Consider the following 21,207-nt stretch of genomic DNA (forward strand, 5'->3'; position numbering starts at 1 on the left):
CTCCTGCGGGCGTCAGCCGGGGTCCGGCGCGACGAGGATGCGCCCGGCGCGGCGCCGCCCGGCGAATGCGCCCGCCGTGCCCTGGCCGCCGTGCGCGTGGCAGATCGCGCATGCGAGTGCGTCGGCGGCGTCCGGGCTCGGGCAGCCATCGAGCGCGAGCAGCCGCTGCACCATGTGCTGGACCTGCTCCTTGGCCGCTTTGCCGTAGCCGACGACCGCCTGCTTGACCTGCAGTGCGGTGTATTCATGCACCGGCAGGTCGCACGACACGGCGCCGCAGATCACCGCGCCGCGCGCCTGGCCGAGCAGCAGCGTCGATTGCGGATTGACGTTGACGAACACTTTCTCGACCGCGACCTGGTCGGGCGTGTAGGCCGCGACGACTTCGCGCACGCCGTCGAGCAGCGTCTTCAGCCGTCCGGGCAGTTCGCCGTCGCGCGTGCGGATGCAGCCGCTCGCGACGTAGCGCAGCTGGTTGCCGAGTTTGTCGATGACGCCGAAGCCGGTGATGCGCAGCCCCGGATCGAGTCCGAGAATGCGGGTGGCAACGACCGTGGAAGCGCTTTTCATGCCGCGCATTCTACGGGGCGTCGAGGACCGGCGGTGGAATCGAGGCACTGGCACGCGTCGTTCGTCCTGCATTCAGCGCCGTACACGCGCAGGGTCAAGAACTCGCCGGCCAGGCGGTGGTCATGCATGATGAGGGACGAGCGACGATGATTCCGCAAGTGGATCGGGTATATGTGGTCGAGCTGTGCAGCGGCGAGTTGCGGCGCTGGCGTTTTCTCGGGCTGGACCGCCGTGAATCGGCGTGGTGGCGCGACGAGGAAACCGGGCGCACGTTCTCCGAAGCGAGCCTGATGTACGTCTGGGAGATCGTCGCGGAGGCATGAACGACTCGGAAGCGTGGCAGGCGCTTTGTCGTATTCGCACGGCCTGCCGCTCGTCGCTTGGCGTCCTTCAATTCGCCCGCAGGCGTTGCCGGTGGTGGCCGCTCAGCTCCGGTTGAGCCGCTTCCACAAGGTCGTGCGCGACATGCCGAGCCGGCGCGCGGCTTCCGCCCGGTTGCCGCCGCACTGCTGGAGCATGCGCTGGATCTGCGCCTGCTCCTCGTCCGGCGTCACCTGCGTCGCGTAGTAGCGCGTCAGCGGCAGGGGCAGCAGTGCTTCGCGCGTCGACTCGACGGGCGTGACGACTTCGGGCAGCAGGTGCTGCGGCAGGATCGTCGCGCCGTCGGAATTGACGACGGCATATTCGAGCGCGTTGAACAGCTGCCGCACGTTGCCCGGCCAGCTGAAGGACTCCATCGCCACGATCGCCTCCGGCGACAGCCGCAGGTCGGGCCGGCGGTAGCGTTCGCCGAGTTCGCCGAGCAGGCGGCTCGCGAGCAGCGCGATGTCCTCGCGGCGCTCGCGCAGCGCCGGCACGTGCAGCGGCAGCACGTGCAGGCGGTAATACAGATCCTCGCGGAACTCGCCGCGGCCGACCATCCCGGCGAGGTCGCGATGGGTCGCAGCGACGACGCGCACATCGACCTTGCGCGGATGGTTCTCGCCGACGCGCACGATTTCGCGCTCCTGCAGCACGCGCAGCAACCGGGTCTGTGTTGCCGGAGAAATCTCGCCGATCTCGTCGAGCAGCAGAGTGCCGCCGTTGGCCGCTTCGAAGCGGCCCAGGCGGGCGCCGGTCGCCCCGGAAAACGAGCCTTTGGCATGGCCGAAGAGTTCCGATTCCTCGAGGTTTTCCGGCAGCGAAGCGCAATGCACGGCGACGTAGGGGCCTTTTGCGCGCGTCGAATTGTCGTGCAGTGCGCGTGCAACCAGTTCCTTGCCGACGCCGCTTTCGCCGGTGATCAGCACGTTGGCTTCACTTGCCGCGACGCGCAGCACTTTCTGGTAGAGGTCCTGCATCGCGCGGCTGCGCCCGGTCAGTCCGCCGAGCTGCCAGCGGTCGCGCACCTCGGCTTCGAGTTCGAGTTCGCGCGAGCGGTCGCGCAGCACGATCGCGCAGTACAGCCCGGAATCGTTCGGCGGTAGCAGCATCGCCCACATGCGCAGCGGAATGTCGACGCCCGTGGGCGAGCGCACAACGATGTCCTGGACCTTGTCCTCGCCCTTCGTCGGGGTGAGGGAACATTCTCCGCGTGCCACGCAGGCGCGGGCACACTCGGTGCCTTCGAACAGCGTCGGGCACAGTTCGTCGACGAGGCGCCGGTTGTCATGTCCGATCATCCGCGCGGCTGCGCTGTTCATCTCGAGGACGCGGCGCGCCCGATCGAGAAACAGCACGCCTTCTTCGAGGCTGTCGAGAAATACTCGCAGGGTTGCCAGACTCGGCATCTGAATCCTCCTTTTGTTCAGACTGAACGTCCAGAGCGAACGTTCAGTTTCTCCTCCCCTACATTCCAGCAGCTAAGCGCTGCGTGAAAAATGATTGTGATCAACGATTTGCCAGATGTGGCACAGTGTTGGCTAGGAGAATTACAAGGGGGACGGCTTGTCCCGAAGACGATCGCATGACAGGAGAATCCACCGTGCAACCAATCGCTTGGCAAATATCGCTCGTGCTGATGGCACTCGTTGCGTTCGGCTTTGCCTTTGTCGCCATCAATTCCGGGCGGCGCCAGGAAGACTATTCGCCGCTGCAAAAAAGCGCCTATCGCCTGCGCTCGCGCCTTTTCTGGGGCTTGGTGCTGGTGTTCGGCCCGGCGATGATCTACACGCTGTTCGAACTGCCGTACGACGCGGCGCGGGCTAACACCGGGGCAGGCCCGGTGCAGGTCGTCGACGCGACAGGCTACCAGTGGCGCTGGGAACTCAGCCAGGACCAGTTCGCTGTCGGCCAGCCGGTCGAGTTCCGCGTCACCAGCGCCGATGTCAATCACGGCTTCGGCATTTACGACGCGAACCTGCATCTGGTCGCGCAGACGCAGGCAATGCCCGGCTACACCAACACGCTGCGTCACACCTTCAGCGAGGAAGGGACGTACAAGATCCTGTGCATGGAGTACTGCGGCCTCGCGCACCACAACATGTTGACCGAAATCCGGGTCGGCGCTCAGTAACGGAGGAGACGAACGTGGCGACCTACACTTACGAACATATTCCCGACCAGGGAGCGAAGGCCGGCGTGCTGGCCTACCTCGCGACATCGGCCGTCGTGCTGCTGCTGATGATGGTCTTCGGCCTGCTGATGCGGCTCGAGCAGGCGCAGTGGATCTCGATCGGCGCGATCCGCTTCTACGAACTGATGACCTTGCATGGCGCCGGCATGGTCGGCATCGCCGCCATCGCCGGCGCGTCGATCATGTGGCACTTCCTGCGCCAGTACGTCGACCTGTCGTCACGCATCTTCGTCGCGAACCTCGTTTTGTTCCTCGTCGGCGTCGTGATGATCCTCGGCAGCGTGCTGCTCGGGCATTTCCACGGCGCGTGGACGTTCCTCTATCCGCTGCCCGGCAAGTCGATGGGCTTGTGGAGCCCCGGCGCGGCGGCGCTCTTCATGGGTGGGATGCTCGTCATCGGCGTCGGCTTCCTGCTGCTGCATCTCGACATCGCGCGTGCGCTCGTTGGGCGCTACGGCAACTTCTCGCGCGCGCTCGGCTGGCCGCAGCTCTTCGGCCACGATGACGGCAACGCCCCGCCGCCGACCGTGGTTGCGAGCGCGATGGTCACCGTCGTCAATGTCGTCGGCCTGGTCGTCGGGGCGAGCATCCTGGCGATGATGCTGGTGAACCTCTACGTGCCCGAGTTCGACATCGATCCGCTGCTGGCGAAAGGCATGATCTACTTCTTCGGCCACATCTTCATCAACGCCACGATCTACATGGCGGTGATCGGCGTCTACGAGATCCTGCCGCGCTACACGCAACGGCCGTGGAAGTCGAACAAGGTGTTCCTCGCATCGTGGACCGCCTCGACGCTGATGGTGATGTTCATCTTCCCGCACCATCTGCTGATGGACTTCGCGTTCCCGAAGTGGATGCTGATCATGGGGCACATCATCGGCTACCTGAACACCGTGCCGATCCTCGTCGTCACCGGCTACGGCGCGCTGATGATCGTGTATCGCTCGGGTATCCGCTGGGACATGGCGTCGAAGCTGCTGTTCCTGTCGCTGTTCGGCTGGGCGGCAGGCGCGATGCCGGCCTTCATCGACGGCACGATCACGGTCAATTACGTGATGCACAACACGCTGTGGGTGCCCGGGCACTTCCACACCTACCTGCTGCTCGGCATGGTGACGATGGTGTTCGGCTTCATGTACTACCTCGGCAAACCGAGCCACGAGCACGACGATCACCTGGTTGACCGTATCGCGTTCTGGCTCTTCACGTCGTCGGTGCTCGGCTTCACGATGAGCTTCCTGTATTCCGGCAAGGAAAGCGTCGCGCGCCGCTACGCTGCCCACCTGCCCGAATGGGTGCCGTACGACCGCATCGCGTCGGTGTTCGCAGTGCTCGTGATCGCCTCGTCGCTGGTGTTCATCGGGCGCTTCTTCGCCCGCATCGGGCTCGCGCGCCACGACTACCAGCGCGCTCCGGTCGCGCGCAGCGTCACCGCATGAGTCCGGGTCGATGAGTGCGGCCGCGCGCAGCGTGGTCCTGACGGTGCTGGTGGCCGTTCTCGGCACCGGCGCCTTCTGGGGGGGGACTGACGGTTTCAGCGCCTTTACCGCTGAAACCGCCCGCCGGGCCGACATCCTGCGCGCGCCGCGCCCGCTGCCTGCGGCCGTCCTCGAAGACCAGGACGGCCGTGTCTTCCGGCTCGACGATTACCGCGGGCGCTTGCTCGCGGTCGAGTTCATCTACACGCGCTGCACGACCATCTGCCGCAGCCTCGGCACGGCGTTCAAACAGATCCGCGACCGTGTGCCGCCCGACGCCCTCGGGCGTGAGGTCGCGCTGCTGAGCATCAGCTTCGACCCCGAGCGCGACGATCCGGCGAGCCTCAAAGCCTACGGCAGCGGTCATGGCGCCGACGGCGAGCACTGGCGCATCGCGCGAGTGCGTGACGCAGCGCAGCTGCAGGCGCTGCTGAAGGCCTTCGGCGTCGTCGTGATCGCGGACCGCTTCGGCGGGTTCGAGCACAACGCCGCGATCCACCTCGTCGCCCGCGACGGGCGGCTCGTCGAAATCAGCGATCTCGAGGCGCCGCTCCAGTTTGCCCAGAAGCTCGCGGAGGCGCTGTGATCGCCGCGCTCGCCCGTCCGCAAGTCGGGCTCCGCGTGCTCGGCGCGCTGTACCTGCTGCTCGCGGCGCCGCCGCTGCGCACTTCGCTCGAAGCGACGATGAGCGGCCACATGCTGGTGCAGATCCCGCTCCTCGCCGCGATCGGCTTCGTCGCCTGTCGCCTGCTGCCGGTAGCGCGGCAGGAGCGCCTGCTCGACGCGGGCGGCGGTGCGGTGCCGTATGTCATCGTGGCGGTCTTCGCGTCGACGTGGTGGATGCTGCCACGGGCGCTCGATGATGCGCTCGCGAGCCCGCTCGTCGAGGCGGCGAAGTTCGTCAGCCTGCCCGTGCTCGTCGGGCTGCCGCTCGCGCTGGCGTGGCGACGGCTCGGGCCGATCGGCCGCGGCTTCGTCTGGACCAACTTCATCAGCATGCTCGCGGTGCTCGGCTGGCTGTACATCGCCGCGCCGGTGCGCGTGTGCAACAGCTACCTCGTCGACCAGCAGGAAAGCGCCGGCTGGCTGATGGTGAAGCTCGCGCTGCTGCTGTTCGCCGGCTGGCTCGGCAGCCTGTTCGTCGGCGGCGGCGGAAGTCCTGCCCTGTCCGCCACGCAGCCGGCTGCGCCGCGCTCGGCGCAGAGTGGCGACGGCGGTGCGAAGCGCAACTGAATCGTGTTCAGACCTTGCGCGCGAGCCACACGCCCGACACGGCGATCACCATTCCGGCGAGCGCGAACCCGGTGAGCGTCTCGCCGAACAGCAGCCAGGCCATCAGCGCGGTCGTCGGCGGCGTGAGGTAGAACAGGCTCGCGACGTTGACTGCGCTGCCGCTGCGGATCAGCAGGTTCAGCAGGCTGATCGCGCCGAGCGACAGCACCAGCACCAGCCACAGCATCGCAAACACGAACTCGCCGCTCCAGTCGATCTGCATCGTCTCGGTGCGGCTCGCGAAGTATGCCGTGATGAGCAGGCACGGCACGAACTGGATGACCGAGCCGGTGCGCAGGTCGAAGGACGGGCAGAAGCGCTTCTGGTACAGCGTCCCGGCGGTGATGCCGGCCAGCGCCGCGAGCGCCGGGGCGAGCATCCAGCCGAGCTGCGCACTCGACCCGTTGCCGAACGCGACCTTGTTGCTGACGACCAGCGTGACGCCGATGAAGCCGAGCGCGAGCCCGGCCCATTGCCGGGTGCTGACGCGTTCGCCGAGCAGCCAGCCGGCGCCGAGTGCGGTGAGCAGCGGCTGCATGCCGACGACGAGCGCGGCGACGCCGGTCGGCAGGCCGCGGTGCAGCGTCATGAAGACGCCGCCGAGATAGGTCGCATGCACGAGCAGGCCGGCGACGCCGATATGCGCCGCCTGGCGCCAGTCCTTCGGCCAGCGCGCGCGGGTGGCGAGCGCCAGCACGGCCATCAGCGCGATCACCAGCACATAACGGGTGGAAAGGAAGGTCAGCGGTTCGGCATAGGGCAGGCCGAATTTCGCACCGATGAAGCCCGTGCTCCACAAGAGCACGAACAGCAGCGGTGCGGCGGCGGTGAGGGAAGGCGGCAGGGTCGGCATCGGTCAGCGGGCGGCTCGCGCGAGATGGAAAAGGGCGGAACCACGCAATCTTACCGTTCATCAATTTGTTTGAGGTCAAACATTGACGAAAAAAACCGCCCGGCGGGCGGTTTGTCGCGAGCGGTGCGGCGCTTATTCGTCCATCACGGCCGACGTATATACTTCCTGGACGTCGTCGAGCGATTCGAGCGCATCGAGCAGCTTCTGCATCCGCTCGGCATCGCCGCCGGAGAGTTCGGTCTCGTTCTGCGGCTTCATCGTGACTTCGCCGAACTCGGCCCTGAAGCTGGCCTTCTCGAGCGCATCCTTGACGTTCGAGTACTCGTACGGCGCCGTGATCACTTCGATCGAGCCGTCGTCGTTGGTGACGACGTCCTCGGCGCCGGCCTCGAGCGCCGCTTCCATCAACGCGTCCTCGCTCGTGCCCGGTGCGAACATCAACTGGCCGCAGTGCTTGAACTGGAACGCGACGCAGCCGTCGGTGCCCATGTTGCCGCCGTTTTTCGAGAACGCGTGCCGCACGTCGGCGACGGTGCGCGTCTTGTTGTCGGTGAGGCAATCGACCATTACCGCCGCCCCGCCGATGCCGTAGCCCTCGTAACGGGCTTCCTCGTAGCTGACGCCGTCGAGCTCACCGGTGCCGCGCTTGATCGCGCGGTCGATGTTCTCGCTCGGCATGTTCTCGGCTTTCGCCTTGTCCACGGCCAGGCGCAGGCGCGGGTTGAAGTTCGGATCGCCACCCCCCATGCGTGCGGCGACGGTGATCTCCTTGATCAGCTTGGTGAATACCTTGCCCCGCTTGGCGTCCTGACGACCCTTGCGGTGCTGGATGTTGGCCCACTTGGAATGACCCGCCATAAAATCCCCGATACTGCCGATTGCGATTGAAAATGGCGGCCATTATACAGGCGTACGGCGGTCGTGCCCTCGCAGCGCTTGTCCGCGAGGTCTGGTAGATTGTCGCCGTTCTGCCAGCGCCATCGATCCTGACCTCCGCACCGATTTTCCTGCGCATGCTGTGTGAATTTCGGCGGAAGCTACAGGAACGTGCAGGAGGGTTCTTCCCGCTGGCGCCCCCGTGACGACCGGCACCCTTGCTCATGGATGCCGTATCCGCCCCTTGATCTGCGGATCTCGCGGGGACTCCAAAAACCGACGCCGAGGAAATTGAAGTGACGGCCAGTTCTCCCCTTGCGTTGCCTTTCGTGCCGCGCCGGGTTTTTCTGTTCAGCGGCCACCGCATCGACACGCCCGAGCGGCGTACGCCACGTTTCCCGGCGGGCCAGGAAGCCGTCGCGGCACGATGCATCGCGGAGGCGCTCGATGCGTGGGAAGCGGGCGCGGGCGATCTGGCGCTGGCGCAGGGCGCGAGCGGCGGGGATATCCTGTTTCTCGAAGCGTGCCGCGCTCGCGGCCTGCACCTGCAGATACTGCTGCCGCTCGACGAGCCGCAGTTCGTCGAACGCAAGATCCTGCCGTCGGTCGACGGCGAGCGCTGGCGGGAGCGCTATCAGGCCTTGAAGGCCGGCCTCGCTTCGCCGCCGCTGGTCATGCCGGCGCGGCCGCTCACGCTGGCGCACTTCGCGGTCCCCGAAGGTGCCGGCCCCTGCGAGCGCTGCAACCTGTGGTCGCTCGACCTCGCCCTCCGTTGGGGAGCGGACAGGCTGCGTTTCCTGTGCTTGTGGAATGGCGGCGGGGCGGACGGGGATGGGGGCACTGCACACCTGTACCGTGAAGCGAAGCGTCGCAGCGCCCCAGTGACGTGGCTCGATACGCGTTCATTGTGGTGAACCCGGTCCGTATCGGCCACGCACCTCCGCCCCGCAGCTGAACGGCCGGCCGCGTCGGAAGATGCCGCCGGCCGAAAGCGGGAAAAGCTATTTCGACTTCGCGACCTGTTTTTTCGCGCTGCCCACGGTGATCTGCTCGCGCAGCTGGGCGACCGATTTATCCCCGATTCCGGGTACTTTCGTCAGATCGTCGACGCTCGCGAAGGCTCCGTTCGCCTTGCGGTATTCGATGATCGCCTTGGCTTTTGCCGGTCCGATTCCCTTGACCGTCTCGAGAGTGGCAGCATCGGCGCTATTGACGTCGACGGGCGCCTCGGCGAGCGCCACCAGCGGCGACAGGGCGAGGGCGAAGAGCAGCGAACGAAGCAGTTTGTTCACGTGAGTACCTCCAGGCGGGTTCATGCCATATGGCAAATGCAATTTACGAGCCGCTGCGGACGATGTCAATGACATTTTATCCGGAGCGCCCTGCCGATTCGTGGGCAGCAGCGGCTGTGCGGCACGCTGCAGCGCGTCCTGATGCCGGCCAGCCGCTCGCGAGGCAGGGCGGGGCATTTAATCCGGCGAAGCGCGTGGTTGCCGACAGTGAACAGGGAGGCTTCGATTATGCTTGCGGTCATGGAACCGAATCCCGCCGATCCCGCGCTGCACCTCCCGGGGCCTCTCGCGTCATATGGTGATGCGATACCAGCCTATCTTCGCCATGCATACTCCTGGGCTTATCTCGACCCGCGCACGCTGCGCTGGCTCGATCGGCCCGCCGTCGTCTCGGCGATTCTGTGGGGGAATGCGAATCGGCTGATGCGCGACGCAGTCGCCGAGTTCGTGCCCGGGCAGCGGGTGCTGCAGGCGGCTTGCGTGTATGGCGGATTTTCAGCGCTGCTCGCGCAACGCCTCGGTGCACACGGTGCGCTCGATGTCGTCGATGTCGCCGCGTTGCAGGTCGCGAACGCACGCCGCAAGCTGGCGGGTTTCCGGCAGGCGAAGATATGGCAGGCGGATCTTTCCGTGTCCGGCTGCGTCGCTGCCGACGCGTACGACGGAGTGTGCTGTTTCTTCCTGTTGCACGAGGTGCCGGAGGCGGAGCGCTGCCGAATCGTCGACAACCTGCTCGCGGCCGTGCGGCCCGGCGGCAGGATCGTGTTCGTCGATTACCACCGGCCGCGCGGCTGGCACCCGCTGCGCCCGGTGATGTCGATGGTATTCCGCAGCTTCGAGCCTTATGCGCAGTCGCTTTTCGCCGCCGCGATCGAGTCGCGGTCGGCGCGTTCGGCCGGCTTCGAATGGACAAAGACCACCTGCTTCGGTGGTCTTTATCAAAAGCTGGTCGGCACGCGGCGAGGCTGAAAACCCCTGTACCGCGAGCGGGGTGTCAACGGTTGCGATCGTCCGTCTTGGCGTTGAACAGTGCCGGACGCGATTGCGGGCGACGGTTGCCGTCGGGGCGCGGCGCCGCGCGGGCGCTGTCACTGCTGCGTGGCGCGCCGTTCGGCCCGGCGTTGCGCAGCGCCCGGTTGCCGTCCGCGTCGGGGTGTCCGCGCTTGGCTTCGACCTCGCTGCGCGGGGCGCGATTGCCGAAATTGTCGGCGTCGCGTGACCGGACGGGGGCACGGGAAGGAGACGGAGGGGTCGCCTGCCTGCCGGCCGGGCGATCGGTCCGCGCCTGGCGCGGCGCGTTCGCGTTGTTGTGTCGCGACGGCTGGCGCGGTTGCCGCGGGGGACGCGCGTCGCTCTCGTTCGGGTCGACCGGCGCGATCGCGAAAGCCGGCAGCGCTTCGCGGTCGATCGTGCGCTTGATCAGCCGCTCGATCGCCGTCAGGTGCTGGCGCTCTTCGGAGTCGACGAACGACACCGCGGCGCCGCTCGAGCCTGCGCGGCCGGTGCGACCGATGCGGTGGACGTAGTCTTCGGGAACGTTCGGCAGTTCGAAGTTCACGACATGCGGCAACTGGTCGATGTCCAGTCCGCGCGCGGCGATGTCCGTCGCCACCAGCACCGGCAGCGAGCCGTCCTTGAATTCGGCCAGCGCGCGAGTACGCGCCGACTGGCTCTTGTTGCCGTGGATCGCCGCCGACGGGATGCCGTGCTTGGCGAGGTATTCCGCGAGCTTGTTGGCGCCGTGCTTGGTGCGGGTGAACACCAGCACCTGATGCCAGTCGTTCTGCTTGACGAGATGCACCAGGAGGTCGCGCTTTTGCTTCTGCGCGACCGAATAGACTGACTGCTGCACGAGTTCGGACGCGGTGTTGCGCCGCGCGACTTCGACGCAGCCCGGATTGTGCAGCAGTCCGTTCGCGAGGCTGCGGATCTCGTCCGAGAAAGTCGCTGAAAACAGCAGGTTCTGGCGCTGCTTCGGCAGCAGCGCGAGGATTTTGCGGATGTCGCGGATGAAGCCCATGTCGAGCATGCGGTCCGCTTCGTCGAGGATCAGGATCTCGACGCCCGACAGGTCGAGCGTCTTCTGGCCGACGTGGTCGAGCAGCCGGCCCGGGGTCGCGACGAGGATGTCGACGCGTTTTTTCAGCGCCTGGATCTGCGGGTTGATGCCGACGCCGCCGAACATCACCATCGACGTCGTCGGCAGGTGCTTGCCGTAGGTCCGGACCGATTCCTCGACCTGCGCCGCGAGTTCACGCGTCGGAGTCAGGATCAGGCAGCGCGGGCGGCCGGCCTTCGGGTTCGCTGCCGGGGCGGCGGACAGGCGGTGCAGCACCGGCAGCGTGAAGCCGGCAGTCTTGCCGGTGCCGGTCTGGGCGGCGGCGAGAAGATCGCCGCCGGCGAGCACGAGCGGGATCGCCTGTGCCTGGATCGGCGTCGGCGTCGTGTAGCCGGATTCGGAAATTGCGCGCAGCAGCGGTTCGGCCAGTCCGAGACCGGCAAAGTTTGCTTCTGATGTCATCGAGAAAATTGCTCCAGCGACGGCCTGTCGCTCAAGCTGAGTGACACCAATCGAGGCGGGCGGGGAAATGAGACCGGAAAAGGTCGTTGGGGACGAGCGTCGCCGATTGGCTGGGCGCACGCAAGAGGTGAATTGTACGGGCTTTTGCGGCAGCGCAGCGAAATTCTTGCGCAGAGTGTGGACGATGCGCCACGCTACTCCTTACGTGCAATGTTTCGGCAGCCGATTGGCAGTTATAGTCCTCGTTCTGTCCAGGGTTACAGGTGCCGGTCAATGCAAGCTTCCTGTCCGCGTTTGTCACGCCTTCGGTCGCGTCTGGCGCGGCGACTCGGCTTGAAGGCGCTGGCCGGCCTGGTGCTGGTCGCCTGCCTGATTCTCGCGTTCGGCGCTGTCGCCGGCCGTGTCGCGTTCGCGACCTGGAGTTTTCTCGTCGAAGGGAAAGTCGCGGTGGCAACGACTTCCGCCGCCGTGTCGATGGTTGCGTTCGCGCTCGCGTGGCGCGGCCTCGGGTGGCTGCTCTCGCCGGCTGCGTGCCCTGCCGGCGTTCGCCTGCCGCGCGAGGCGGCGCGCTCCCTCCATGTGATGATCGACCAGATGAGCCAGCGCTTCGGCGGGATTCCCGTCGACGCGGTGTGGATCGGCGGCGATATGAACGCGGCGATTCTGCAACGGCCGCGCTGGGGCTGGATCGGACCGATCGAGACGCATCTCATCATCGGCCTGCCGCTTGCCCATAGCGTGTCGCGACGCCAGTTCTGCGCGATCCTCGCTCACGAATTCGCCCATCTGGCGTGCCAGCGGCAGCGGCTCGACGCGTGGTGGGGGCACTTGCGCGCGTGGTGGTTCCGCGTGCTGGATCGCTGCATCGACGGCATTCCGCTGCTCGGGCGCGGCTTCGAATGGGGGTTCGCCGGCGATCTGCGCGAGGCGCTGCGCCTCGCGCGCCTCGAAGAGTTCGAAGCCGATGCCGTCGCCGCGCGCGTCGTCGGCGCGCAGCTGGTCGGCGAAGCGCTCGTCGAAGTCGCGCTGAAGGAGCGTTTTCTCAGCGAGGATTACTGGCGCAAAGTCATGGCGCAGAGCCGGCTGCAGCCGGAACCGTCGATTCGCCCGTACCGGGACATGGGTCTCGGGATGATGGCGGGTTTCAGGCGGCCGATGCCGGGATTGCTCGATCTGAGGCGCTGGATGGCGGGTGACGAAGAGCAGGCTCCAGGCGCCAGTTTTCACCCGACGGTCGCCGAGCGCTTGCGCGCGCTGCGCGTGCGCGCCGCGGTGTCGCACGGCGAACGCAAGTCGGTCGCCGACGCCTGCCTCGCGCCGCTGCTGCCGACGCTGGCGTGGGTCTTCGACCGGGCGTGGTGGGAGGACTCGCGCCTCGCGTGGCGGGGCTGTTACCAGCTGTCGCGGCCGGATTGAGCAGCGATGATCAGCGCCCGTCGCGTTTCGCGCGCGCTGCGTCGAGAAATTCGCACAGCTGCGCGGCGCCGTCGAGAATCCGCGGCGTGTGACGCTGGATGAGCTCGGGCGGCACAAAATAGAGGTTCCCGGCCCGGCTCGCTGCCAGCCCCGGCCAGCGTTTCCATCGATCGAGCCATTCCGGGCGCGCGTCGCCCATGCCGCTGGCGACGATCGCTTCCGGATCGGCCGCGAGCACGCTTTCGACGCCGATCGCCGGCGCAAGCTGCGCCAGCGCGCCGAACACGTTCCTGCCGCCGCACAGGCGTATGACGTCCGAAATCAGGTGCTCGTCGTTGATCGTCATCAGCGGATCGTCCCAGATCTGATAGAACAGCGGCACCGGAGGACGTTTGGCGTAACGCCGCGCGAGCTCCGTCCTGCGGGCGCGAAACAACTCGGCCGCGTCATGGCCGGCCTGTTCGCTGCCCGCGAGGCGGCCAAACGTCTCGAGGCTGCGCGCGACGTCGTCGAGAGTGCGCGGTTCGTTGAGGAACACCGGAATCCCGAGGGCCGCGAGCTTGTCGAGATGTGCGTCGCGGTTGCCGCTGCGCCAGGCGATCACGAGGTCCGGCCGCAACGCCGCGATCGCCTCCATATCGACGTTGCTGTAGCTGCCGACCCGCGGCAGCGCCTTCGCCGCGTCGGGAAAGTCGCTGTAGTCGACCACGCCGACGACCCGTTCCCCGGCGCCCGCTGCGAACAGCAGTTCGGTGACGTGCGGCGCGAGGCTGATGATGCGATGTGCGGGCTGCGCGAGCTGCACGTGGCGTCCGGTGTCGTCCTCGACGACGAGTTCCGCGCGCAGCGGAGCCGCGAGCAGGAGGCAAAGGCAGAGTGTCGCGGCGATGCGAAGCGGGGTCATCGGCAGTACCGTGAAGCCGGCGCCAGGCTCGATCGGCCTGGAAATCGTCGGCGGGAAGCTTATCTTATCGGCGATAATCCGCCGCTTTGAACGAAGCGGGATTTTACGCGATGCCCCATGCTGTTGCGCTGATGGTTCAGGGGACGACTTCGGACGCCGGGAAAAGCACGCTCGTCGCCGGCCTCGCCCGGGTGCTGTTTCGTCGCGGTGTGCGCATCGCGCCGTTCAAGCCGCAGAACATGGCGTTGAATTCCGCTGTGACCGTCGACGGCGGCGAGATCGGCCGCGCCCAGGCGCTGCAGGCGCTGGCCGCAGGGCTTGAGCCGCATAGCGATTTCAATCCGGTGCTGCTGAAGCCTTCTACCGATGTCGGCGCGCAGGTCGTCATCCACGGCCGCGTCGCGCTGAGCCTGTCGGCGCGCGACTACCATGCGTACAAGCCGACGGCGATGGCGGCGGTGATGGCGTCGTGGGATCGCCTCGTCACCGCCTACGAGTGCGTGCTTGTCGAAGGGGCCGGCAGTCCCGCGGAAATCAACCTGCGCGACCGCGACATCGCGAACATGGGGTTTGCAGAAGCCGCCGACGTGCCGGTGATCCTCGTCGCCGACATCGACCGTGGCGGAGTGTTCGCGCATCTGGTCGGCACGCTGGAACTGCTGTCGCCGTCCGAGCAGGCGCGCGTCAAGGGTTTCGTCATCAACCGCTTTCGCGGCGACCTCGGGCTGCTGCAGCCGGGGCTCGACTGGCTCGAAGCGCGCACCGGCCGCCCGGTGCTGGGCGTGCTGCCGTACCTGCACGGGCTCTTTCTCGACGCCGAGGATGCGCTCGCCGACGCGCGCGCGGAAAAAGGCGAGACGCGCCTCACGGTCGTCGCGCCAGTCTATCCGCGCATCTCGAACCACACCGATCTCGACGCGCTGCGCCTGCACCCGCAGGTCGATTTCCGCTGGGTCGGCCCCGGCCAGGCGATGCCCCCGGCGGACCTGATCGTGCTGCCCGGTTCGAAGAGCGTGCAGGCGGACCTGGCGTGGCTGCGCGCGCAGGGTTGGGATGCGGCGATCCTGCGGCACCTGCGCTACGGCGGCAAGCTCGCCGGAATTTGCGGCGGTTTCCAGATGCTCGGTGGATGGCTGCACGATCCGCTCGGCCTCGAAGGCGGCGCCGGCAGCATCGCCGGGCTCGGCCTGCTGGACATGGAAACGACGCTCGCAGCTGAAAAGCGCCTCGAGAACGTGTGCGGCACGCTGAACCTCCCCCGCTCGCCCGCCGCGGCAGGCTACGAGATCCACATGGGCGTGAGCCGGGGGGCAGCGCTCGACCGGCCGGCGCTGCAGTTCGCTGACGGTCGCGGCGACGGCGCACTGTCGGCGGACGGCCAGATCCTCGGCACGTATCTCCATGGGCTCTTCGACACTCCCGCCGCGCTGTCGGCGCTGCTCGCGTGGGCGGGGGCGGGCGAAGTCGAAAGCGTCGATCTTGCCGCGCGGCGCGAAGCCGACCTCGACCGGCTTGCCGACGCGATCGAGCGCCACCTCGACCTCGGGCGGCTGTTTCCCGCCGAGTGGGTGCGCGGGTGACGCGGGCGACGTTCCGGACGTCATTGCCCCGGGGCGCCTGAAAGACCTCAGCGGCCGGTGAAGCGCGGCGGGCGCTTGGCGAAGAACGCTTCGAGCCCTTCGCGGTAGTCTGCAGTATCGAGGAACGCGAAAGCGGCGCGCTTCTCGTCCGCGCCGAGCGGCTTGTCCCGCATCAGCCGGTGCACCCACTGCTTGTGCCAGCGTGCGACCAGCGGCGCGCCGGCGGCGATGCGGGCGGCGCTCGCCTGCGCTTCGTCGATCACTTTCTCGTCGTCGACGATCCGCGTCAGCAGGCCTTTCTGCAGCGCTTCACGTGCCGTCAGGATGCGGCCTTCGAGCAGGATCTCGAGCAGCACGGCCGGGCCGACGAGGTCGAGCAGCCCTGCCATCTCGCCCGGATACATCGAGAAGCCCAGGCGGTTGATCGGGGCGCCGAAGCGCGCGGATTCGCCAGCGATGCGCAAGTCGCAGCAGCCTGCGATCTCGAGGCCGCCGCCGACGCAAGCACCCTGGATTGCCGCCACGGTCGGAACGGGGCACGCACGGATCGCGTCGAGCGCGGCCGCGACGAGTCCGTCGTGGTAGTGCAGCGCGTCATCGACAGTCGCTCGCACGGTGAGGAATTCCTCGATATCGCCGCCCGCGGCGAAAGCCTTGTCGCCGTCGCCGCGCAGGATCACGCAGCGCAGCCCGTCGTCGGCCGCGATCCCTTCGAACGTTTCGTGCAGTGCGATCCACATCGCCGAATCGATCGCGTTGAGCTTGCCGGGGTTCGACAACACGAGGGTCGCGACGCCGTCGCCGGACGAAAAAACGATCCGGCCTTTCATTTCGTGCTGCTCTGGGTGGTTTTCAACATTTTGTTTTCGCTTGTATTTTTTGCAATCAAAAGTTCTTTTTGTACGTTACAAAAAACTTCCATACCCAACGGTATGGAGCGATTTAGATCATATATCATCCGCGTTTTGCGGAACTCGTTTCTAAGCGCACGCGCTTTGCGATGATCCTGTCGGCCATCGTGCTGACGATTTTTACGGCTTCGTGCTGCTCGTGGCGTTCGCCCCCGATCTGATCGGCTGGCGCCTGTCCGGCACCGGCAACCTGACTTTCGGCGTCGCTGCCGGTCTGTTCCAGTTCATTTTCTTCTGGGTACTGACCCTGCTGGGCGGCGAGCCGCACCAAGTCGACGGCCGACTTCTATACTGCCGGCGGCGGCATTACCGGCTGGCAGAACGGACTGGCGATCACCGGCGACTACATGTCGGCGGCGACGCTGCTGGGTCTGACCGCGATGATGTACACGCAGGGCGTCGATGCGTACATCTACATGATCGCGTTCTTCGTCGGCTGGCCGATCATCCTGTTCCTGATGGCGGAGCGCCTGCGCAACCTCGGCAAGTTCACGTTCGCCGACATCACGTCGTACCGCCTCGACCAGGGCAAGGTGCGCACGATGGCGGCAGTCAGTTCGCTGACGGTCGTGTGCTTCTACCTCGTCGCGCAGATGGTCGGCGCCGGCCAGCTGATCAAGCTGCTGTTCGGCCTCGACTACGTCTATGCGCTGTTCGTCGTCGGTGCGCTGATGATGGTGTACGTGACTTTCGGCGGCATGGTCGCGACGACCTGGGTGCAGATCATCAAGGCCTGCATGCTGCTGATCGTCGGCACGAACCCGGCGTTCTTCGAAGGCGGCGTGCTCGGCGGCAAGGTCATCGGCGGCGGCAACATGATCGCGATGCACCTCGCCAAGGCGGTCGGGGGCAACCTGCTGCGCGGCTTCCTGTCGGCAGTCGCGTTCGCGACGATCCTCGCGGTCGTTGCCGGCCTCGCGCTGGCCGGCGCGTCGGCGATCTCGCACGACATCTACTCGCGCGTGATCATGAAAGGCAAGGCGTCCGAAACCACCGAGCTGAGAGTGTCGAAGTTCGCCACGATCGGCCTCGGCGTCGTCGCAGTGCTGCTCGGCATCGCGTTCGAGAAGATGAACATCGCGTTCATGGTCGCGCTGGCTTTCGGCGTCGCCGCGTCGGCCAACTTCCCGGTGCTGATCCTGTCGATGTACTGGAAAGGCCTGACGACTCGTGGCGCGTTGTGGGGCGGCTACTCGGGTCTCGTGAGCGCCGTGATGTTCGTCGTGCTGTCGAAGTCGGTGTGGGTGGACGTGCTCGGCAATGCCTCGGCGATCTTCCCCTACACGCAGCCGGCGCTGTTCTCGATGCCGATCGCGTTCCTGCTGACGATCATCGTGTCGAAGCTCGACATGAGCGCGCGGGCGAAGCGCGAGATCGACGCTTTCGACGATCAGTACGTGCGTGCGCAGACCGGTGTCGGAGCGGCGACCGCTTCCAGCCACTGAGTCCGGGTACTGGAGACCCCGTCGCGCTTCGGCGCGGCGGCAAGACCCCCGTCAGGCATTGTCCGGCGGGGGTTTTGTCTTTTCGCCCCCGCCTGCGTCATTCGTCGGAAGCGGCAGCGGTCTGTACCGCTGCAACTTGTCCGGTGGGACGGGCGAGCTGCGGGCACAGCCCCAATAGGGCGCACGCGTCGCTTTTGGTGAGGTCGTGCCCCAGCATCAGCCGCACGTCGACGGCGAGATCGTTCGACACGGTGGCCCGGATTGTCGGCCGGAACGGCAGGCGGGCGGCGAACGCAGTGGCCGCTTCGTGGAAGCCGTCGCGGTATTCGACGAAGGACGTCGCCTGGTCGAACGGGCGGCTGTTCGTCAGTCGCGGGCGCGCGACCCCCTGCTGTTCGAGCAATCCGGCAAGCCGCCGAGCGAGCCCTTCACCGCCATGACCGTTCGAAATCTCGTAGCGCGCCCGCCGGGCTGCTGACGGAAGAGGCGCAGCAGCCGGGCGCGGGCCCTCTGCGAGGCTCGGCGCGGCGGCGCGAACGGCCCGTGGTTCGGCCGTCCGGGCGAGGACGGAGGGGCGCGCGGCGGCGGTGATGATCGCGGCTGCCTCGACGACCGCCGTTTCACGCCTTGGCGGCCCATTGAGCAGTTCGAAGACGTTTTCGGCAACTTTCACGAGCCTTGCGTGCGGAGTCGTGCTGACCGCAGGTCCGGCAATCGCTGCGGCCGGTGCGCTCGCCGCCGTCGCGGGTGCTGGCGCGGGTGCTGGCGCGGCGGCTTGCAGCAGGGTAGGGATCGGCGTCGCTGTGACCGGCGGATCGGCAGCAATCGTGCCGACTGTGACTTGGGACTCCGCCGCAGGCAAGGGGAGGCGGGGCGCTGCCATCGCCGGGAATGGTTGCGCGGGACTCGCTTTAGCCGGAGGCACGGATTGCGCGACAGTCAGGATTGGGGTCGGCGCCGCGGGGGCGTTCGGCGCGGCGGGCGAGGCGCCGCTTGCCCGCGCGTCGGCGAACTCTGCTTTGTCCTGCATGTGGAGGCGCCGGTAAACCGTGGCCAGGTTGGTCCATGCGCGACGGTTGCTGCCGTCGAGTTCGACGGCCCGGCGTAGCGACGTCGCTGCGGCGTCGTGCCGTCCCGCGAGCAGCAGCGCGTAGCCGAGGTTGTTGTACAGGTGGCTCGCCGCGGGGGCGAGACTCACCGCCCGTTCGAGTGCCCGCAGACCGTCATCGAATTTTCCCAGAGCGGCCTGCAGCGAGCCGAGCGCGTTCCACGCCGCAGCGTGTTCAGGGTCGGCATCCAGGGCTTCGCGGTACGCGGCGATCGCTTCTTCATTGGCGCCCCGCCTCTCCTTGTAACGCCCGAGCGCGAAATAGCCGGCCGCGTCGTTCGTGGCGCCATGGCGCACGCTTTGCACCGGCGCGATTTTCCAGGCGTTTTCCGGCATCACCGGGTTCGTGCTGCACGCGCCGACCAAAAGCGCGGCGAGCACCGGGTTCAACGCGAGTATGCGTTTTTTCATCGTGCTTCTCCTCGCATCAGCCGCCGCTGGTTCCCGCCATCGTCGGCAGCAGGATGCGGTACACCTGGATCATCGCCGGCCCGAGCAGCACGAGCATCAGCGACGGGAAGATGAAGAAAATCAGCGGGAACAGCAGCTTCAGCGCGATCTTCGCCGCCGCTTCCTCGGCGCGTTGGCGCCGGCGCGTGCGCAACATGTCGGAGTGGATGCGCAGCGATGTCGCGATGCTCGTGCCGAAGCGCTCCGCCTGGATCACCATCGCGACGAAACCTTCGACTTCCTCGACGCCGGTCCGGGCGGCGAGGTTGCGCAGCGCCCGCGCGCGCTCGAGGCCCGCACGCAGTTCCAGCGTCACGAGATGCAGCTCTTCGGCGAGCGCTTCGCTCTTGTGCTGCATCTCGTCGGCGACGCGCACCAGCGCCGCCTCGACGCCGAGACCGGCTTCGACGCACACCGTCATCAGGTCGAGCGCGTCGGGAAAAGTCTCGAAGATCTCGCGCTGGCGCACGAAGATCAGCCGGTTCAGGATGATGTTCGGCACGTAATAGCCGATCGCCGCCGCGAGCAGCACGACCAGCAGCGTGCCCTGGAACTGCAGCGACGGCGTCGACACCAGCACCGTGGAATACGCGAGCAGCGGCAGCCCGAGCGCGAGGACGGTCTTGACGCCGAAGAACGCGAGCGGTGCGGCGGCGTGGCGGATGCCGGCGTGCATGAAGCGCGCGCGCAGCGCCGACATGTCCTCGCTGTCCTCCGGCGTCGATAGCTTCGCAAAGGGTTTCGTCAGCTTGACGGTGCGCTCGATCCAGGCGTCGGCCCCCGCGCCGACGGTCGACTTGCCGCCGCCGAGCGCCTGCAGCCGGTCCGCGGCCGCCGAGCGCGAGAACAGGCTCATGACGAAGAACGCGCCCGCCGTCACGGCGACGAAGAGCAGCCCGAGAAATCCGATCTGGGTGTAGTCCATGTCTTCTCTCCTGCCGCTACACGCGGATGCGGATGATCTTGCGCATCCACACCACGCCCAGAACCATCATCCCCATCGCCCCGTAGATGAAGTTGATGCCCGCCGGGTCTTCCCACAGCACTTTCATGAAACCGGGGTTGACGATGTTGATCAGCGCCGCAGTTGCGAACGGCAGGCAGCCGAGGATCCACGCCGACAGCTTCCCTTCGGCCGACAGCGTGCGGATCTCGCCATACAGCTTCAGCCGCGCGCGCACGATCTTGCTGATGTTGTCGAGCAGCTCCGCGAGGTTGCCGCCCGAATCGCGCTGGATCAGCACCGCGATGACGAAGTAGCTGAGGTCGGTGCTGTCGGTGCGCGAAGCGAGGTTCAGCATCGCCGTCTGCTGCGGCACGCCGTAGTTCATCTCGTCGAACAGGATGCGGAACTCGCCGCCGATCGGGTCCTTCATCTCCTCGGCAACCATCTTGATCGCGGTCGGGAACGCGTGGCCAGCGCGCAACGCGCGCCCCATCAGGTCGAGCGCTTCCGGCAGCTGCAGCTCGAAGCGCTGCATGTGCTGGTTGCGCGCGCGCATCACGTACAGCGTCGGCAGCATGCCGAGCACCACGGCAAACCCGAGGCCGAGGAACAGCGGCCGGTTCAGCAGCAGCGGCAACGTGAAGCCGAGCGCCGCGAGCGCGACCGTCCAGCCAGCGAACTGCGCCAGCGTCAGTTGCAGGCGGGACTGCACGATGAGCCGGTTGATGCCGTGAAGGTGCGGCACGGCTGCGAGCAGGCGGTCACCTGCCGCCGAGCCCGCGGCGTTCTGCTCCTTGTACAGCGATGCCGGCCGGGCGCTGCCCACACCGCTCGCGACTTCGTCGAGGCGGCGGTTGAGCCGCTTCGCGTCGGCGCTATGGCTCGACGCCCACCACAGGTAGGCGCCTTCGAGGAACAGCACGACCGTGATGAAAGTCGCGAGCGCGAACAGCAGCGTCAGGATGTCCATCTCAGGCCTCCTGCTGGGCCGCCCCAAGGGAGGCCTGCGCCCCCTTGGGGGGCAGCGA

At 66.9% G+C, this 21,207-nt stretch carries 20 protein-coding genes and 2 pseudogenes; 11 read left to right on the forward strand and 11 right to left on the reverse strand.

The window, feature by feature from the left end:
- Positions 1–12 precede the first annotated feature (12 nt).
- Complete coding sequence (gene ruvC / locus EBN1_RS10225) at positions 13–570, reverse strand: crossover junction endodeoxyribonuclease RuvC (RefSeq protein WP_041647143.1); 558 nt, start codon at positions 568–570, stop codon at positions 13–15.
- Between the two features lie 146 nt (positions 571–716).
- Here ruvC and EBN1_RS10230 point away from each other — a divergent pair, with 146 nt between their 5' ends.
- A complete protein-coding gene (locus tag EBN1_RS10230; protein WP_168954315.1) occupies positions 717–893 on the forward strand; it encodes a hypothetical protein in 177 nt (58 codons plus the stop codon).
- 102 nt (positions 894–995) lie between these two features.
- Here the strand turns inward: EBN1_RS10230 and EBN1_RS10235 are convergent, their stop codons facing one another.
- Positions 996–2,339 carry a sigma-54 interaction domain-containing protein gene (locus EBN1_RS10235; protein WP_011237884.1) on the reverse strand — a complete coding sequence of 448 codons (1,344 nt, stop codon included), beginning with the start codon at positions 2,337–2,339 and terminating at the stop codon, positions 996–998.
- A 194-nt stretch (positions 2,340–2,533) separates the two neighbouring features.
- Here EBN1_RS10235 and EBN1_RS10240 point away from each other — a divergent pair, with 194 nt between their 5' ends.
- The 4 genes from EBN1_RS10240 to EBN1_RS10255 are packed head-to-tail and all read left to right on the forward strand — an operon-like array spanning position 2,534 to position 5,838.
- Positions 2,534–3,064, forward strand: a complete 531-nt coding sequence (locus EBN1_RS10240; RefSeq protein ID WP_011237885.1) for a cupredoxin domain-containing protein — start codon at positions 2,534–2,536, stop codon at positions 3,062–3,064.
- A 14-nt stretch (positions 3,065–3,078) separates the two neighbouring features.
- Complete coding sequence (locus EBN1_RS10245) at positions 3,079–4,566, forward strand: cbb3-type cytochrome c oxidase subunit I (RefSeq protein WP_011237886.1); 1,488 nt, start codon at positions 3,079–3,081, stop codon at positions 4,564–4,566.
- Between the two features lie 10 nt (positions 4,567–4,576).
- The gene (locus EBN1_RS10250) at positions 4,577–5,191 is read left to right on the forward strand and encodes an SCO family protein (protein WP_011237887.1); all 615 of its coding nucleotides are present in this window, start codon (positions 4,577–4,579) and stop codon (positions 5,189–5,191) included.
- Entirely contained in the window at positions 5,188–5,838 is a 651-nt protein-coding gene (locus EBN1_RS10255) for a hypothetical protein (protein ID WP_011237888.1), read from the forward strand. Before EBN1_RS10250 ends, EBN1_RS10255 begins: the two co-directional genes overlap by 4 nt.
- Before the next feature lie 7 nt (positions 5,839–5,845).
- Here the strand turns inward: EBN1_RS10255 and EBN1_RS10260 are convergent, their stop codons facing one another.
- On the reverse strand, positions 5,846–6,730 hold the full coding sequence (locus EBN1_RS10260) for a DMT family transporter (RefSeq protein WP_011237889.1): 885 nt from the start codon (positions 6,728–6,730) through the stop codon (positions 5,846–5,848).
- A gap of 132 nt (positions 6,731–6,862) precedes the next feature.
- Complete coding sequence (locus tag EBN1_RS10265) at positions 6,863–7,588, reverse strand: YebC/PmpR family DNA-binding transcriptional regulator (protein WP_011237890.1); 726 nt, start codon at positions 7,586–7,588, stop codon at positions 6,863–6,865.
- Positions 7,589–7,902: 314 nt separating this feature from the next.
- Here EBN1_RS10265 and EBN1_RS10270 point away from each other — a divergent pair, with 314 nt between their 5' ends.
- Positions 7,903–8,520, forward strand: coding sequence for a hypothetical protein (locus tag EBN1_RS10270; RefSeq protein WP_011237891.1), 618 nt, complete (start codon positions 7,903–7,905; stop codon positions 8,518–8,520).
- A gap of 87 nt (positions 8,521–8,607) precedes the next feature.
- Here EBN1_RS10270 and EBN1_RS10275 read toward each other — a convergent pair whose 3' ends face one another.
- Positions 8,608–8,898, reverse strand: a complete 291-nt coding sequence (locus EBN1_RS10275; protein ID WP_041646176.1) for a ComEA family DNA-binding protein — start codon at positions 8,896–8,898, stop codon at positions 8,608–8,610.
- 240 nt (positions 8,899–9,138) lie between these two features.
- Here EBN1_RS10275 and rquA point away from each other — a divergent pair, with 240 nt between their 5' ends.
- Positions 9,139–9,867, forward strand: a complete 729-nt coding sequence (rquA, locus tag EBN1_RS10280) for a rhodoquinone biosynthesis methyltransferase RquA (RefSeq protein ID WP_049780370.1) — start codon at positions 9,139–9,141, stop codon at positions 9,865–9,867.
- Positions 9,868–9,892: 25 nt separating this feature from the next.
- Here rquA and EBN1_RS10285 read toward each other — a convergent pair whose 3' ends face one another.
- On the reverse strand, positions 9,893–11,419 hold the full coding sequence (locus EBN1_RS10285; protein ID WP_011237894.1) for a DEAD/DEAH box helicase: 1,527 nt from the start codon (positions 11,417–11,419) through the stop codon (positions 9,893–9,895).
- 333 nt (positions 11,420–11,752) lie between these two features.
- Here EBN1_RS10285 and EBN1_RS10290 point away from each other — a divergent pair, with 333 nt between their 5' ends.
- Entirely contained in the window at positions 11,753–12,835 is a 1,083-nt protein-coding gene (locus EBN1_RS10290) for a M48 family metallopeptidase (RefSeq protein WP_241762719.1), read from the forward strand.
- A gap of 10 nt (positions 12,836–12,845) precedes the next feature.
- Here EBN1_RS10290 and EBN1_RS10295 read toward each other — a convergent pair whose 3' ends face one another.
- On the reverse strand, positions 12,846–13,739 hold the full coding sequence (locus tag EBN1_RS10295) for a cobalamin-binding protein (protein WP_011237896.1): 894 nt from the start codon (positions 13,737–13,739) through the stop codon (positions 12,846–12,848).
- Between the two features lie 110 nt (positions 13,740–13,849).
- On the opposite strand from EBN1_RS10295, the gene EBN1_RS10300 reads away from it, so the two are divergent.
- Complete coding sequence (locus EBN1_RS10300) at positions 13,850–15,319, forward strand: cobyric acid synthase (protein ID WP_011237897.1); 1,470 nt, start codon at positions 13,850–13,852, stop codon at positions 15,317–15,319.
- A 47-nt stretch (positions 15,320–15,366) separates the two neighbouring features.
- Here EBN1_RS10300 and EBN1_RS10305 read toward each other — a convergent pair whose 3' ends face one another.
- A complete protein-coding gene (locus EBN1_RS10305; protein WP_011237898.1) occupies positions 15,367–16,149 on the reverse strand; it encodes an enoyl-CoA hydratase/isomerase family protein in 783 nt (260 codons plus the stop codon).
- Between the two features lie 220 nt (positions 16,150–16,369).
- Here EBN1_RS10305 and EBN1_RS22980 point away from each other — a divergent pair.
- Both EBN1_RS22980 and EBN1_RS10315 read left to right on the forward strand, forming a co-directional pair.
- A pseudogene (locus EBN1_RS22980) lies at positions 16,370–16,420 on the forward strand (hypothetical protein); the annotation flags it as partial.
- Between the two features lie 61 nt (positions 16,421–16,481).
- Positions 16,482–17,675 (forward strand): annotated as a pseudogene (locus EBN1_RS10315) (sodium:solute symporter family transporter); the annotation flags it as partial.
- A gap of 97 nt (positions 17,676–17,772) precedes the next feature.
- Here EBN1_RS10315 and EBN1_RS10320 read toward each other — a convergent pair.
- Genes EBN1_RS10320 through EBN1_RS10330 form a run of 3 tightly spaced genes read right to left on the reverse strand, consistent with a single transcriptional unit; the run spans position 17,773 to position 21,149 of the window.
- Positions 17,773–19,194, reverse strand: a complete 1,422-nt coding sequence (locus EBN1_RS10320) for a LytR C-terminal domain-containing protein (protein ID WP_011237900.1) — start codon at positions 19,192–19,194, stop codon at positions 17,773–17,775.
- A gap of 16 nt (positions 19,195–19,210) precedes the next feature.
- Positions 19,211–20,158, reverse strand: a complete 948-nt coding sequence (locus tag EBN1_RS10325) for a type II secretion system F family protein (RefSeq protein ID WP_011237901.1) — start codon at positions 20,156–20,158, stop codon at positions 19,211–19,213.
- 16 nt (positions 20,159–20,174) lie between these two features.
- Positions 20,175–21,149, reverse strand: a complete 975-nt coding sequence (locus EBN1_RS10330) for a type II secretion system F family protein (protein WP_011237902.1) — start codon at positions 21,147–21,149, stop codon at positions 20,175–20,177.
- Between the last annotated feature and the right edge of the window lie 58 nt (positions 21,150–21,207).

The sequence above is a fragment of the Aromatoleum aromaticum EbN1 genome (assembly GCF_000025965.1).
Classification (GTDB): Bacteria; Pseudomonadota; Gammaproteobacteria; order Burkholderiales; family Rhodocyclaceae; genus Aromatoleum; species Aromatoleum aromaticum.